The 15,119-nt window shown below is 43.4% G+C and carries 12 protein-coding genes; 8 read left to right on the top strand and 4 right to left on the bottom strand.

Annotated features, from left to right (window positions below; genetic code table 11):
- The first annotated feature begins 67 nt into the window (after positions 1-67).
- The 5 genes from AC58VC_RS05520 (at position 68) to AC58VC_RS05500 (ending at position 5,743) form a co-directional block, all read left to right on the top strand.
- Positions 68-970, top strand: coding sequence for an ABC transporter permease (locus tag AC58VC_RS05520; RefSeq protein ID WP_497367805.1), 903 nt, complete (start codon positions 68-70; stop codon positions 968-970).
- Positions 971-999: 29 nt separating this feature from the next.
- A complete protein-coding gene (locus AC58VC_RS05515) occupies positions 1,000-1,890 on the top strand; it encodes a carbohydrate ABC transporter permease (protein WP_497367804.1) in 891 nt (296 codons plus the stop codon).
- 107 nt (positions 1,891-1,997) lie between these two features.
- Complete coding sequence (locus AC58VC_RS05510) at positions 1,998-3,617, top strand: extracellular solute-binding protein (protein ID WP_497367803.1); 1,620 nt, start codon at positions 1,998-2,000, stop codon at positions 3,615-3,617.
- Between the two features lie 86 nt (positions 3,618-3,703).
- Entirely contained in the window at positions 3,704-5,191 is a 1,488-nt protein-coding gene (locus AC58VC_RS05505) for an alpha-amylase family protein (protein WP_497367802.1), read from the top strand.
- 6 nt (positions 5,192-5,197) lie between these two features.
- A complete protein-coding gene (locus tag AC58VC_RS05500; RefSeq protein WP_497367801.1) occupies positions 5,198-5,743 on the top strand; it encodes a hypothetical protein in 546 nt (181 codons plus the stop codon).
- Here the strand turns inward: AC58VC_RS05500 and AC58VC_RS05495 are convergent.
- Positions 5,735-7,342, bottom strand: a complete 1,608-nt coding sequence (locus AC58VC_RS05495) for a hypothetical protein (RefSeq protein ID WP_497367800.1) — start codon at positions 7,340-7,342, stop codon at positions 5,735-5,737. The two genes, AC58VC_RS05500 and AC58VC_RS05495, sit on opposite strands and share 9 nt — an antisense overlap.
- Positions 7,343-7,596: 254 nt before the next feature.
- On the opposite strand from AC58VC_RS05495, the gene AC58VC_RS05490 reads away from it, so the two are divergent.
- Together AC58VC_RS05490 and AC58VC_RS05485 are read left to right on the top strand one after the other, a co-directional pair.
- Positions 7,597-8,196, top strand: a complete 600-nt coding sequence (locus tag AC58VC_RS05490; protein ID WP_497367799.1) for a TetR/AcrR family transcriptional regulator — start codon at positions 7,597-7,599, stop codon at positions 8,194-8,196.
- A gap of 64 nt (positions 8,197-8,260) precedes the next feature.
- Positions 8,261-9,469: an MFS transporter gene (locus tag AC58VC_RS05485; protein WP_497367798.1), complete on the top strand. Its 1,209-nt coding sequence runs from the start codon at positions 8,261-8,263 to the stop codon at positions 9,467-9,469.
- A gap of 7 nt (positions 9,470-9,476) precedes the next feature.
- Here AC58VC_RS05485 and AC58VC_RS05480 read toward each other — a convergent pair whose 3' ends face one another.
- Genes AC58VC_RS05480 through AC58VC_RS05470 form a run of 3 tightly spaced genes read right to left on the bottom strand, consistent with a single transcriptional unit; the run spans position 9,477 to position 13,235 of the window.
- Positions 9,477-10,580 (bottom strand): GerAB/ArcD/ProY family transporter, encoded by a 1,104-nt coding sequence (locus AC58VC_RS05480; protein ID WP_497367797.1) that lies wholly within the window; start codon positions 10,578-10,580, stop codon positions 9,477-9,479.
- Complete coding sequence (locus tag AC58VC_RS05475) at positions 10,577-11,761, bottom strand: Ger(x)C family spore germination protein (RefSeq protein WP_497367796.1); 1,185 nt, start codon at positions 11,759-11,761, stop codon at positions 10,577-10,579. The genes AC58VC_RS05480 and AC58VC_RS05475 overlap by 4 nt, the downstream gene beginning before the upstream one ends.
- A 7-nt stretch (positions 11,762-11,768) precedes the next feature.
- Positions 11,769-13,235 (bottom strand): spore germination protein, encoded by a 1,467-nt coding sequence (locus AC58VC_RS05470; RefSeq protein WP_497367795.1) that lies wholly within the window; start codon positions 13,233-13,235, stop codon positions 11,769-11,771.
- Positions 13,236-13,483: 248 nt separating this feature from the next.
- Here AC58VC_RS05470 and AC58VC_RS05465 point away from each other — a divergent pair, with 248 nt between their 5' ends.
- Positions 13,484-15,097: an ATP-binding protein gene (locus tag AC58VC_RS05465; RefSeq protein ID WP_497367794.1), complete on the top strand. Its 1,614-nt coding sequence runs from the start codon at positions 13,484-13,486 to the stop codon at positions 15,095-15,097.
- Positions 15,098-15,119: the final 22 nt, after the last annotated feature.

Genomic DNA, 15,119 nt, shown 5'->3' with positions numbered 1-15,119 from the left:
TGAGCGGCTCGGCCGCCGCAGCACCTGGAAAAGGCGGGTTGTACATATGGAAGCGTCACTCAAAAGGATGAAAGGACAGAAATATTTATATTTGATGATGCTGCCTGCTTTCATCACCACCTTGTTATTTTCGTATGGGCCGATGTTCGGGTTGTACATGGCATTTATCAATTACTCGCCTGGCGGGGGGTCCTTTTTCCAACAGTTCTTTACAAGCAAGTTCGTCGGCTTCGAATGGTTTCAGTACTTTTTTACAAGCGGAGACTTTTATATCATTATGCGTAATACGATTGCGCAAAGTTTCTTGTCACTATTGGTCGGTTTCCCTGCACCCATTCTGTTAGCCTTGATGATCAACGAAGTGAAGACGGGTTTGTTCAAAAAAGTGGTGCAAACGGTATCCTACTTGCCTCATTTCATTTCTTGGGTTATTGCAGCGAACATCATCATCACACTGCTTTCATCGCAGGGACTTATCAACAAGCTCTTGGTGGTACTGCATATCACGGATGAACCGGTGCAATTCTTTCAAAATGGCCATTATTTCTGGGGAATCATTGCCGTATCCAACATGTGGAAAGATATGGGGTTTAATGCGATCATGTATTTGGCTGCCATATCCGCGATTAATCCCGAACTATATGAAGCTGCGAGGGTTGACGGAGCAAGCAGGATGCGCCAAATGTTCCATGTTACACTGCCGTCCTTGCGTCCGACGATTGTGATTTTGGCCATTCTGGCGATTGGGGGCATTTTGAACGCCGGGTTCGACCAGCAGTATTTGCTACAAAATAATACGATCTTGAAATATTCCGACGTCATCGATACGTATACGTACCGTTACGGGCTGCAAAATGGCATGTTCTCTTACGGGGCTGCTGTCGGGCTGTTCAAATCACTCGTCGCCTTCATCTTGGTCGTCAGCGTTAATTCGCTCTCCAAGCGGATGAATCAGCAATCATTATTTTAGCCAGAGTAGACTGGAAAGGGTGGGTCTGGATGAGAACTAAATCCAGTGGTGATATCGCTTTCGCCGGATTCGTATATGCATTTCTCATAGTGGTGTTCATTGTGACGTTCTATCCATTCTGGAACATCCTTGTACTGTCTTTGAACAGTGCGGAGGATACGATTCGGGGCGGCATTTATTTCTGGCCGAGGGTATTTTCCTTATCAAGTTACCAGCAGATTTTAACCGATCAGGAAATTTTGAATGGGGTCAAAGTGACCGTTGCACGTACGCTGATCGGTACGCCACTCGCTGTGCTCGTGATAAGCCTGCTGTCTTATCCACTCAGCAAACGCGATTTGGTCGGAGGAAAGTTCTTTACGCTTTTCTTCATATTTACGATGTACTTCGGCGGCGGCTTAATTCCCTACTATATGATTTTGAAAAGTTTACACCTCATTGATACGTTCTGGGTATATATTGCTCCAGGTCTAATGAATGTGTTTTTCATGATACTGGTGCGCACGTTTATCCAGCAGTTGCCTGGGGAATTGGATGAATCTGCGAAAATGGATGGTGCGAACGATTTGCAAATCTTCCTCAAAATCGTGCTCCCATTGACGCTTCCGGTGCTGGCTACGATAGGGATGTTTACTGCAATCGGCCATTGGAATTCATGGTTTGATTCCTACGTGTTCACCTATAAACCGGAGCTGAAGACGCTGCAGGCTGTTCTTGTCAAAATTTTGAACCAATATCAGACGTCAACGATGGTGTCGGATGCGCAGCAGATGGCCGATTCAGCGAAACGTCTTGCTGTATCGTCGGATTCGATCCGGATGGCAGCAACGATTGTCGCGACGCTGCCCATTGTCGTCGTATATCCGTTCCTGCAGAAGTATTTTGTCAAAGGCATGACCGTAGGAGCGGTGAAAGCGTAATTGAGTTGAGCATTTTATTTATGAAAGGCGGTGGTTTGGAGCGGATCTTGCATGAAGCCATGCATTTGCAGTAAACAATCATGATGAGTCAAGGGGGAAATAGTTCTATGTTCAAAACAAGGAAAACGTTCAACGTGCTGCTTTCAACGGTACTAATGGGTTCTGTCATCGCAGGCTGCTCCACGAAGGAAAACACGGCTTCGTCCAGCGAGAATCCAGCTGTTACAGCGGATAGCAAAGCAAACGATACAACGCCGATTAAATTGACGTTTTTTGATAAAAATACAGGCGATGTCTTTACGAATGAGGTTGCCAAGGAAATTACGAAACGCACGGGGGTTACGATCGAAATTCAGCAGCCGACGGGAAATCCTGCGGAGAAACTGAATCTAATGCTCGCCAGCAGCGATCTGCCGGATGTCGTCCTGATGGATCGTGGAGGCGATATCGTCAGCAAATATATTGCTGCTGGGGCGATCATTCCACTGGATGATCTGATTACGAAATACGGTCCCAATGTGAAAAAAATGTACGGTGACACCTTGAAGAAGACACGGTTCACCGACGGAAAGAATTACTATCTTTCCAACTGGTACGGTCCAGAGAACGAACCGGTATTCGGCATGAGCATGCGAATGGATTGGCTTAAGCAAATCGCTCCTGACAAGGCTGAGGGTGGGAAGCCGTTCACGGCGGACGAATTCGAAACGCTGTTAAAAGATTTTAAATCAAAGCTTGGTAAAGTCGACGGCAAAGACGTCTTCCCGATGTCGTTTAACGGTGAGAATATGAGTGCCGTGCTTGGAACGTTTAAAGGCATGTGGGGGATGAAGGCCTTTTATGAGAATAACGGGACGCTGAAGTACGATGTGAAAGATCCAAAGTATAAGGATATGCTGCTGTATTTGAACAAACTGTACCGCGAAGGCTTAATCGATCCGGAATGGCCAGTCAACAAGAAGCAGACATGGGAGCAAAAAATTTCTAACGGACTCGTCTTTGCAACACCAGGCGCTTATTGGGATTTCGGTACGCCTAATGGCGTGCTTAAGAAATCAGGCGGACCCGAAAAGCAGATGTATCCTTACAAACTTGTAGGACCTGGCGTCGACCCGTCTAAGACTACATTAGGGCCTAAGAGCACGCTCGGCTGGGATGCAATCGCGATTACGAAGACGAACAAAAATCCTGAAAGAACGATGAAGCTCATCGACTTCCTGGCAAGCGAAGAAGGCCAGTACCTGCTCATGTGGGGTATCGAGGGTGTGCACTGGGATATGAAGGATGGCAAACATACGCCGCGTCCGGAAGTGCTCCAAGGATTTAAAGACGATTGGGATAACTATGCGAAGAAAACCGGTATCCGTAAATGGACTTGGTTCGTCAAGAACGGCAAAGGCTCCGATGGGACGCCATTCGATTTGCCAGGCCGTTACCAACGCGGTGAGATTGACCAGATGGCGCTCAAGAATTTGTCCGATACGGTGTGGGATACATCTGTATACGACAACTTGGGCCCAGCCGGCGGCACACCTGATGCGCTAGTCAGCCAAAAGGTTACGGATATTATGAACCAAACGATTACCAAAATCATTATTTCTAAGAGCGAAGCCGATGCAGCTGCTCTGTTCGATAAAATGCTTGCTGACATGAAGGCAGCCGGCGACGAGAAAGTGGAGAAAATTTTGAGCGACAACTATAAGAAACGCACGGATCTTTGGAAATAAGGATGCGATTCAGGGAGGCCGGGGCATGATCCGGCCTCCCTTGTTTCTTCTATCAGCTATTCATATTGAAGGGAGCGGGTTTATCGATGGCATCCGAAATCAGGATTCAAACGCCCAATGGGCAAGTGATTGGGGAAAATGGAGCGTGCCGAATTACAATCGATTTGACGAGTGGTTTGGCTGATTATGTATGGTCTTCCGGCAGCGGACTGACTGGCGCTTACAGCACAGCGAAGCTCGGAGAGAAGCTAGTTCGATCAACCGAATACACGGAGCACAGATTGGACGATGGAGGTGTTCGAACGCTCCACGATGGTTTCGGTTCTGGCTGCCAATTTTCCGTCATTCATACCGCTGAGGCGCTTCCGGTCATGCGACAAACATTTTGGATGTATGAAACAACGCCCTATTTTTTCGTTCAAGTCGAGTTGGAGGGGGGAACTGAAGCACTGGAGACGAACTATATGTCGCCGTTGACGGTCGATGCAGCGCTAGGATCATCGGCGATTACATTGGGGACAGGCGCAGCGGAGCTAAGGGCGCTGCTCGTTCCATTCGATAACGACAAGTGGGTACGTTACGAATCAGTCGTCATGCCCAGTCAGCTGGAAAGCTACGAAGTTACGGCCGTTCTTGAGCCGGACTCCAGAAGAGGCTTAATCGTTGGTTCTGTGACGCATGATATGTGGAAAACCGGAGTGAAAATCGCCGGCGAAGAAAGAGCAGCGATTCAGCGACTGGAAGTATACGGAGGAGCGGCAGACGAGTATACGCGCGATACGATTCCTCACGGCACGCTAATCGGCCAAACGATTGCTTCACCTCGAATCTTTGTAGGCATGTATGACGATTATAGAGTTGGACTGGAACAATACGGGATGGCGAATGCCAAAGTCGCTCCTCCACTTCAATGGGAGAATGGTGTTCCTTTCGGATGGAATAGTTGGTCGGCCGCTGGTGCGGACCTTGACTACGAACTTTATGTCCACACGTCGGATTTCTTGAAAAGCTTATACGACGGAGGATTTCATCAAAATGGCACCGTCTATATCAACTTTGACACGTTCTGGACCAACTTAAGCGAGGTGCAGCTTGAGGATGCCGTGCGTCACGTTCGCGGCAACGGTCAGAAAGCAGGCATTTATTGGACGCCTTTTGCCTTCTGGGGGAACGATTTTGACCGGAATGTGGAAGGAACGGACGGCAAATATACCTATCGAGATCTCCTGCTTCGAGATGATCAAGGTCACATTTTGCCTGAATTAGACGGTGGATTAGCGATTGATTCTACGCACCCGGGGAGTCTGCTGCGGATGGAATGGTACCTGGAGCGTTTTATCCAAGCGGGTTTCGAATATATGAAGCTTGATTTCCTCGGTCATGGGGCTCTGGAAGGCAGGCACTTCGATCCAGAGATTCGTACAGGAATTCAAGCATACAACTTCGGCATGGCGTTGATCAAGAGAAGGCTCGATCCCGATGTGATCGGACGCCCGTTCTTTATTAATTTGTCTATTGCGCCAATGTTTCCACATCAATATGCTCATAGCCGCCGCATCTCCTGTGATGCTTAAGGTACTTTGAAAGATACGGAATATATGTTGAATTCACTTACTTATGGCTGGTGGATGAGTGGGACCCTGTATCCTTACAACGATCCGGATCATACCGTGCTGTACAAAAGCTTTAACCAAGAACCTACTATACCGCAGGAAGGTCGTAGCCGTTTTAATGCTTCCATTATAGCTGGGACGGTGCTCTTGATGGGGGACGATTTCCGCCAGGAGGAAGCGAGAAACAGAGCGAGCGCCTGGTTGACCCGCCCGGAGCTTCTAGCAATTGGGCGGGCAGGAAAGAGCTTTATGCCGCTTGAGGGAAATACCGATGACTCTGCTGCTGATGTTTTTTTCAAAATGGTAGGAAATAAAGAAGTTTATATCGCGGTATTTAACTATAATAAAGATGAAGCGGTTGAGAAAACCATATCTGTAGAGCGTTTGGGTCTGTCCAAAGAGGATTCTTATAAGCTTTATGATCTTTGGGAGCAAACTGCCTATCCGTCGTCAGGCGATATCCATGTTCGCTTGGAACCGGCCATGTCGAAAATTTTCAAGCTGTTATTCTAACGTCCATTTAGACTTATTTTTCGTAAACGTCCCTAGTACTTGGAAGTTGTGATCGACAACAACAATCTTATCCAAGTAAGCAACTCTTCCTTCTATTGAGCTAGGGTTGCTATTTAATGTTCTCAATAGCTCTTTTAGTACGGCATCTACCGACGTTGTAGTGGCAACTCCTTTTGTCATTGCGACAGTGCCGCCAATCGTATACTTTTTATACGATTCTTTGTCTTCTCTTAAGACCTTTTCGGCAATGTGCCTGACACCAGGATGCAAATCTGCTGACGATTGAACAAGCTTCTCAACATGTGTAACCTCGTGTTTAGATACGTTTTCCTGCAGAGGCATGTTTAGACCGGGATATTGTTTATCACGGGTCACTTTATAGTCGAAGCTCTTTGCGGTGGATTGCTTATCGTTATCCAAATGATAGACAAGATCAGGTTTCTGATTCGTATTTATTTCTCTTTGGACATCTAGCAATTCGTAAAGCATGTCTTTAACCATACTTTCATCATCAGCACGTTGCATCATGTCTGAGTACCATGTTTTAAAACCCACGATCATCGGGGATGTGCTGGCCCATTGCAGCAATTCCATAATTTCGCTAGATTTATCTGGGAACAGGCTGCTGACGATTGGCTTGATTTGTTGAAATGAAAAACCTGTTTGATTCCCGACAATTGTTGAATTGCTTTGATGCTGCTGCTGATTATACGAGTCGTATCCAGATTGCGGTTGTTGCCCGTAATAAGCGTTGTGTTGGTAACCGGTTTGAGGCTGCTGTGAAGCATAGTTGTATCCAGATTGCGGTTGTTGCCCGTAATAAGCGTTGTGTTGGTAACCGGTTTGATACTGCTGTGAAGCATAGTTGTATCCATATTGAGCTTGTTGTCCATAATAAGCGTTGTGTTGGTAGCCGGTTTGAGGCTGCTGTGTCGCATAGTTGTATCCAGATTGCGCTTGTTGCCCGTAATAATCGCTGTATGGATGATTTGTTTGATTTCCCGAAAGCGGCTGTTGAGAATAGCCTACGCTAGGGTAATTACTTTGCGGATACGAGCCACTTTGTTTCGGAGATTGCTGTTCGGAATGAGAAATGCCATTATGGTTGGAAGCAGCTATTGTTGGTGTGTTTCCTGGTGTTTGCGGATGAGGCTTTGGGACCTGAGTAGAGACATCTGTCGCCTGCTTATTGCTTGAATCATCTAGATCCATGTCGATCTCTTCGACGGACGTCCCTTTTATCTGATCGATGGCTTCTCCAAAAGCATTGTCGATATCTTGTATGGCTTCGGCAACGGAGTTATGCCGCTTCTGCAATATACTGAGCGTGCGATCCACAATGGCCTTAGAATAACCAATTGCCAAGGCAAATCTATTTACTGTATATTCTAATTCATCCATTTGATCAGCGCTTAGCTGTCTTTGAATCGTTTCATGACTCGCATTTGTGATATGCTGAGTAATCATCCTTTGTACCATTCGGTTTCCAACCGAACGATGAGCGGTATGCCATGCATTTATAGATGACGGAAGTCCCCGATGGACATCGGCTTGCATGCCCGAATCATCCTTACTTTTGGTTTGATGGATGAATACCATACGTCCCCCTAATGAACGGCTATCTACGCAGGTAAGACTCCTTATGTCAACCGTCACTTCCCATTATTTTCCTTAAGTATAACAAGGATGCTCTGAAGCGTCATTACATTTGCAAAAGCGGCTGCTATGTAGTCTCCTGCCACTAAGAGGTTTGCAAAGATTTCAATAATCACCTATAATACTGAATGAATGTTCAGTATTATAGATGATTTTCATTTTTGCAGCTCTTTCGGCTAGAAAGTGGTGAAGCATGTGTGAATAAAAAGAAACAGCAAACCGAGCAAACGAAGAAAAAGATCGCGGATGCGGCAAGAGTTTTATTTGCTCAAAAGGGCTACAAAGCAACCGCTATTGAAGACATTGTCAAAGCAGTAGGGTGCAGCGCTGGTAACATTTATTATCATTTTAAGAACAAGGAAGGGCTTTTTCTGCACTTACTTGAGGAGTGGAACACAGAGTGGGATCGGAATTGGTTGGTCAAGGAAAAGTTGTACCTGACTACAACCGATAAATTATACGGCATGGTCGAATATTTAGCACATGATCAATTGAATCATCCACTTACGAGGGCTGCTGATGAGTTTTTTAATAACGCGGAGAAAGCGCCAGATGTGGAGGAGCGAATAAACGTTATGGTCAAAGGGTATATTGACTTTAATCGACAGCTTCTTCAGAAGGGTATCGATAGCAATGAATTTGAAATTACGAATGTCTCCGGTCATGCAATTATTCTGGACAGTCTGTTGCTTGGGCTAAGCCAGCATTGCCGGAGAATGGAACGTGATGAAGCGCTAGCGGCATATCGGTTGGCTATGGATGTGTTTCTGCAGGGCATTGCCAAGCCGAAGCACTAGTGCTTTTTTTTGCAATAATACTGAATATATATTCAGTATTATTCGATGATAGGAGGAATAATAAATGACATTATTAACAAGACATCAAGGAGCTTTATTAGTACTCATGTTTAATCTTTTTCTAGTCTTTTCGGGAATAGGACTTGTTATCCCGATTATGCCTAAATTCATGGACAGTCTAGGCATCACAGGAGGGACTATCGGCTTGTTGATCGCCTCTTTTTCGCTGACGCAGCTGCTTTGTTCGCCATTAGCCGGCCGTTTGGCCGATTCCATAGGCAGAAAAAGAATGATTGTCTCCGGAATGATTGTGTTCGCCGTCTCTGAGGCAATCTTTGGATTAGCAAGTTCGACTGCCCTGCTCTTTGCTTCGAGGATGCTAGGCGGTATCAGTGCAGCAATGATAATGCCGGCCGTTATGGCTTACGCAGCAGATATTACGACAAAGGAAGAACGTGCAGCAGGGATGGGGTATATTACAGCAGCAATTACAACGGGCTTTATTATTGGACCGGGTATAGGCGGTTATATTGCTGAATTTGGTATCCGTGTACCCTTTTATTCTGCTGCGGCTGCGGGGCTTTTCGCGGCATGTATCACACTATTTATCCTTCGGGAGTCGCGTCCTACAAAAGAAATTATATCAGATACTCCATCTAGCACTGTTGAACGAAGAGGGCTTGTTTCACAATTAAGGTACGCATACAGAGAGCCCTATTTTTTAAGTTTAGTCATCGTTTTTGTTATGTCATTCGGACTTGCTAATTATGAAACAATTTATGGACTATTTGTGGATCGGAAATTTGGTTTTCAGCCAAAGGATATCGCCTTTATCATAACGTTCGGTTCCATAGCTGGCGCCGTAGTTCAAGTTACAGCCTTTAGCTGGATATTGAATCGTTTTGGGGAGCAACGCGTCATTTCTCTTTGTCTTTTCTTTGCTGGATTGTTTATTCTGCTGACGCTTTTCGTTCACCAATTCTGGATGATATTTGCTGTTACCTTTGTTGTATTTTTGGCGATTGATATTTTACGGCCAGCAATCAGTACCCAATTGTCCATGGTCGCTAAGGATCAGCAAGGCTATGTTGCCGGCTTGAATTCTGCCTTTACTAGTCTTGGCAATATTGCTGGGCCAATTGCCGCTGGCTTTTTATTAGACTTGGATGTCAATTATCCGTATACGCTGGCGAGCTTAGTCTTGTTTGTTAGTTGCGTATTATCGGTTAAAGCTAGAAAGCGCAGGATGCAGGGCAGCCCTGCATCCTCCTAATGAGGAGTTAAGTTGAAGGAAAACGTGCGGTAATCTTTTTGCGAAACTTAGCTATGATCCATAAAAACAAAGGAATTCCTATCATGTTGACTGGTAAAGCAATAGGAAGCCAATATTTCATGACATACCCCACATTGGAAACTGTTACATCTGGATACAATAATGACTGAATCAATGCGATTGGTGCAATGAACCAAATGAGTGTTTTCCATTTTTTCATATTTAACCACTGTGCTGTTCCATAGCAGCTCATAAAAAAATAGAGTGACATTTTAATAAAAACGCTGATAATCCAAATTAATTCGATGACCAAATCGATATTTTGAAGAAAACCTCCAATGGAAATGAATCGAATCATATCAAAAAACGGATGAGTCATTTTTTCTGATAATCCTGGACCAAATGTCATGATGACTAAGAGACTGGATACAACCAGTAGGAAACATACGATACCAAGTCCTACAATGGCTCGAATGGGTGCGCCCAGGGGCTGTTTCATAAAGGAAACAAGCATGGTTACCATACAGACTTCTCCAAAAAATGATAAGGGTGTTAATGCCCCTTTGGTAATATGTACGACCCCTGTATCCCTAAATATGGGTAGTATTCTAGTCCAGTCTATTACAGGGAGGATTAATGGAAGTGTAAAAAATATCATAATAACAATAATGGGGCCGAACAATTCACTGGTTCGTCCGATGCTTTCTATCCCACCCACATAATTAATATAAATGAGCAAAATAATCAATGTAACAATAATAATCCATGTCGGGGTCTTAGGAAGGAAAGTTGAATTAACGAAATCGCCAACTTCCCTCAGAATAACGCCAAGAACGGAATACCATTGAATAAAGTAAGGAATCATAATTAGCCTTCCCAACCATTTTCCTAAAATGACTTGACTGTATTGCACAATGGATTGCCTTGGGAAAAGTAAACTTAGCTTCGTGGATACATAGGCAATAAGGAGTCCTAAGACTCCAGCAAGAATGCTTGCTATCCATGCATCCTGTTGAGCCTCTTTAATATTGGGGGATAGGGTAAGTAAAAGCATATTTCCGGTTTGAAAAGAAATGAGAACCCAAAAAAATTGTCTGCCCGTCAAGTTCATTTAATAAATTCACCTTTTTTCAAATGTAAAGATGGGCCTGTTGTCCCTATTCGTTTCACGACCAATTTTACTTTAACGTCAACTTCTGCATCAGCAAAAGTGGGATCCCAGTCATTTTTTAGGGATTTCCAAGTTTGCGGGTATTTTTTATGAATGGATTCACCAAAACCAAAAATATCAGTCCCGTAAACATGCTGGACTTTTTTAACCATCTTTATTACGTTTTTTTGGGTTTCTTGATTAAGAGTATCTTCAAATTCACTTAAATTTTTAGTTTGGTTTAGATCAATAGGGATAGAATTTTCCAAAATAGCACCGGATCCTTCCAGAGTTAAATGGAATTTGATGCGATCCCCGTTTATGTCTGGTCGAATTTTACTTTGTAAATGAGAACAAATGAAACTAAATCTCCCCATATTCGGCTTAGTAATCGTGATCGTTTGGCTTTTCAACTCCTGCTTAATCCAGTTGAAAATTTTACTCTCTTCCAGATTTAAAAAACCGACCAATTTTAATTCTTTGTTAAAAATGGCAGAACCGGTAAGTCGAAATCCAACTTTCTCTTCCTTCAACTCTACATATTGACTCTGGGCATCATTTGAAATGATTTGTAATGCTTCTAAAGTCGGACTGCTTCCAACGGTTGAAGCGGAAACGAGAAAATCCCTTAGTGAGGTGTTTCCTTCCATCCCAAAAGCCATTTTTTCTTTTAATGCAGCGATAGCAGAAACGGGTTCTAGTGGATATTTTCGTTTGAGTACCTGTTCGGCTGTCCCTCCCTGAACGACCATAACATCAATTCGCAGCTTGGACTCCGGATTCCGGCTTGTAGAATCTAATAAATCGAAAAGGCCTTTTCTAGCTAAATCTTCACCAACAAAAACAATTTGTCTTTGTCCTCGAATAATTCGTCTAGAGATCTCTGCTTGCATGTTTTTCATGGCATCAGTAACATTTTTTCCTGTAGCATGTGCCGAAAAATAGTTCTGACCAATTTCCCCCTGTGTACTTCTTACCGGCTGTTTAAACTGAGCCGTTACCGAAATTTCATTATCTTTGGCAAGATCGACCCCCGAGCCTACGACGATAGCCGCATCGTTTACCTCTAAGCGGTCCCAACATCCCGTTGTGAGAACCAAGCAAGCAGACACGATGAAGAAGCATCTTGTTTTTTTGATCATTTTGGTCTTACTCCGAATCTCTTGTTTTTTTGGTTTTTAGTAAACTTGCCCTCTTAAAACTCCATCGAGGGGCGCGAATCAGAGTATCCTTTAGACCGTATACGGCGCCTGACGTACCCGTGCTAAGGTAGGGAACTCCAAAAGATTGAAGGGAAACTAAATGAATGACAAGAGTCAAGACCCCCAAAATAACACCATAAAGACCAAAGATGCCTCCTAAAATTAATATGGGGAAACGAAGTAGTCTAAAAGCAAACCCCATGCTATATCTGGGAATGGTAAACGAAGCAATACCCGTAGTAGCCACAACGATGACCATCGGTGCAGATACAATACCAGCTTGAACGGCTGCTTGTCCGATGACGAGAGCACCGACTATACTTACAGCAGAACCCACTTGTTTGGGGAGCCTGTTGCTCGCTTCACGCAATACTTCGAACATAAATTCCATGATCAATGCTTCACCTACAGCGGAAAATGGAATTCCTTCTCTGGCGTTGATGATATTAAACAACAAATTAGTTGGGATTAATTGAGAATGGTAAGTGGAAACGGCAACGTAAATGGCGGGCAAGAACAGCGAAATTAAAACCATCATAAAACGAAGTAATCGAACAACGCTTGTATAGATATACCTTTCATAGTAATCATCTGGCGTCTGTAATCCCGACCAAATTGTCATTGGCATGATTAATACAGTAGGGGTTCCATCCTCAATAATGGCGACTTTACCTTCCAACAAGCTTGATGCAACGATATCCGGGCGTTCCGTATTCTGTATGAGAGGAAACGGTGAAAAAGGTGAATCTTCAATAAGTTCTTGGATGTAGTTTGTATCCAATATGGCATCAGTCCGAATTCGTTCGACTCGCGCAAGTACTTCATTGATAATTACATCCTGGGCAAGACCTTCGACATAAGCGATTAATACTTCCGTTCTTGTCAGCTCTCCAATCGTGAGTGTTCGTAATTTCAGCTTCGGACTCCGAATCTTTCTGCGTAATAAACTAGTATTAATGATTAATGATTCCGTGAAACTTTCTTTCGGCCCGCGAATCGAATACTCGATGTTTGGTTCTTCGACAGCTCGTGACTTGAATCCCTTTAACACTGCAAGAAGCGCATGGGCTTCACCGTTGATTACAATCGCAATGTTTGCGTTCAAAACGCCATTAACTATGGCTTGCATATTTGTTGCAAAGGTTGTTTCCGCAACAGCCATAATTTGCTGGGTTAAGATTTTTCCGAATGTTTCCAAGTCTCCGAATCCATGTGGAGTGCCTTCAAAACCTAGTTTTAGAAAAGCGTTGTCAAGAAGATCGGTTTGTACGAGGCCATTTATGTAGATTAAAATGATGGCATTCTCACTGTTTATTTGGATATTGCGGAAAATAACATCGGAACAATGCATGAAAATCTTCTTTAAGTTTTCTTCATTTGTATGAATGTCTGTACTAAATTGAATAGAACTCACAGTTATCTCTCCGATGCAAGCTATGTAATCTTTCTACAGAGCCAAGGGGATTTCTATGTCAGTAATATGCACAAATTACCATTAGATCATTCATTAAGTGGCGGTTGTATAAAACTTTCTATACAAAATGTGAAAAAAATCATATGATTCCCAGAACTTGTTATTTTACTGGTAGAAACTTCATAGTTGGTTTAATATATTAAGTATGCGCTATTGAGCCATAGAATTTTAACACAAGTGAGGGCGTTATGATTTTATTTGATTTTATAGTCAATATTGCTATATTTTCGCTGCTTGTCAGTACGCCTCTGGTCATCCGTTCGTTTATTCACCATACGCCGATTAGATATTTTAATTTGTGGGCGAGCATTTATGCTGGGTTTGTTTCAGTCATTCTCGTCATGCTTTCTGTCAAGCAACAAGGATACGCCTACGATATTCGATATGCACCCGTTATTCTAGTTCTTGCTTATTTTGGACCGATCCCTGGTGTAATAACCGGGTTATTCTCGTTGTTTACAAGACTTTTTTCTGGTGGAAATTGGCCCCCGGCAATCGTTGGCTGGATAATCAATATGCTTATTTTGTGCGTAGCACATAAGTATATGTCTCGCAGCTCACAACCCAGAAAAATTGGCGCGCTTTTTTTAGCTTATGTTGCGGGATATTTGGTAACGATCCTATCTTTTCATATCTTATTGAACAAGCCGTTATTTCATCTGCAATATGTCCTGTTTGTCATGTTAGGCGTCATTTTAGGCGGCTTGCTGATCGAATCGAATGATCGACTTTTAAGAATTATTAAAGAAAACAAATATATGGAAGCGACGTTGGAGAAGAGCGAATCGAAGTACGCGCTGATCGCTAATAATACTTCTGACTTGATCATGGTTATGGATCAAAAGCATACCGTGAGTTATTTTTCTCCCTCCCATGAGGTTGTGTTAGGGTATGAACACCATGAATTGGAAGCAAATCTATTATGCATGTTGGTGCATCCGAAGGACTTGGAAATCTTTAATCATACGATTTCGACGATGTTTAGGGAGCAGGAAGGCTATTCATTGGAAGTTCGCCTTAAACATAAAGCAGGACATTGGAAAGAATTTGAATCACGTTGTGAGCCCGTCAAAGGTAGTGAATATGTCGTCGTCATCAGCCGCGATATCTCCGACCGCAAAAAAGCAGAAGAAATTTTATTGCAGTCCGAAAAGCTTTCTATTGTTGGAGAGCTTGCAGCAGGGATTGCTCATGAAATTCGAAATCCTTTAACGACAATAAAGGGTTTTCTTCAAGTATACAAAGAAGGAAATTATTCCAGGAAACATAATGACTTGCTGCTTTCTGAACTGGAACGTATTGAAGCCATCACTAGCGAGTTTCTTTCATTAGCCAAACCTCAGTTGACACAACTTACAGTCACAGACCTACGTGATATAGTGGCATACACGGCAGAGATTTTATCCCCCGAAGCACTTCTAAATAATATTGAATTCCAAATGAAATATGAAGCTACACACTTCCCGATCACAGGGGATAAGAATCAGTTAAAACAGATGTTTCTTAATATCATCAAGAACGCAATGGAGTCTATGCCTAAAGGCGGAGAGATTCAAATTTGCTTGAGAAAAGACGGAGAGCGTAATTGTGTGATTTCCATCAAAGATCACGGTTGTGGGATTCCGAAGGAGCTATTACCAAAGTTAGGGGAGCCTTTTTATAGTTTAAAGGAGAAGGGAACTGGACTTGGTTTAATGATTTGCAAGAAGATTATTAAACAGCATGAAGGAGAGATTACCTATTCAAGCAAAATGAATGAAGGGACTTTGGTAGAAATTCGGTTGCCGTTACTTCAAACATGACTTAACAGATACTAGCCATAGC

The organism is Paenibacillus sp. J22R67 (assembly GCF_059692175.1).
Note: the sequence above shows the minus strand (reverse complement) of the source record. Positions and strands in the feature narration are given on the sequence as shown.

Excerpts from the sequence above, each read along its gene's own strand:
- AC58VC_RS05520 (WP_497367805.1), top strand. The coding sequence starts at position 68 with ATGAAAGGACAGAAATATTTATATTTGATGATGCTGCCTGCTTTCATC.
- AC58VC_RS05515 (WP_497367804.1), top strand. The coding sequence starts at position 1,000 with ATGAGAACTAAATCCAGTGGTGATATCGCTTTCGCCGGATTCGTATAT.
- AC58VC_RS05485 (WP_497367798.1), top strand. The coding sequence starts at position 8,261 with ATGACATTATTAACAAGACATCAAGGAGCTTTATTAGTACTCATGTTT.
- AC58VC_RS05475 (WP_497367796.1), bottom strand. The coding sequence starts at position 11,761 with ATGATCAAAAAAACAAGATGCTTCTTCATCGTGTCTGCTTGCTTGGTT.
- AC58VC_RS05505 (WP_497367802.1), top strand. The coding sequence starts at position 3,704 with ATGGCATCCGAAATCAGGATTCAAACGCCCAATGGGCAAGTGATTGGG.
- AC58VC_RS05480 (WP_497367797.1), bottom strand. The coding sequence starts at position 10,580 with ATGAACTTGACGGGCAGACAATTTTTTTGGGTTCTCATTTCTTTTCAA.
- AC58VC_RS05495 (WP_497367800.1), bottom strand. The coding sequence starts at position 7,342 with ATGGTATTCATCCATCAAACCAAAAGTAAGGATGATTCGGGCATGCAA.
- AC58VC_RS05510 (WP_497367803.1), top strand. The coding sequence starts at position 1,998 with ATGTTCAAAACAAGGAAAACGTTCAACGTGCTGCTTTCAACGGTACTA.
- AC58VC_RS05465 (WP_497367794.1), top strand. The coding sequence starts at position 13,484 with ATGATTTTATTTGATTTTATAGTCAATATTGCTATATTTTCGCTGCTT.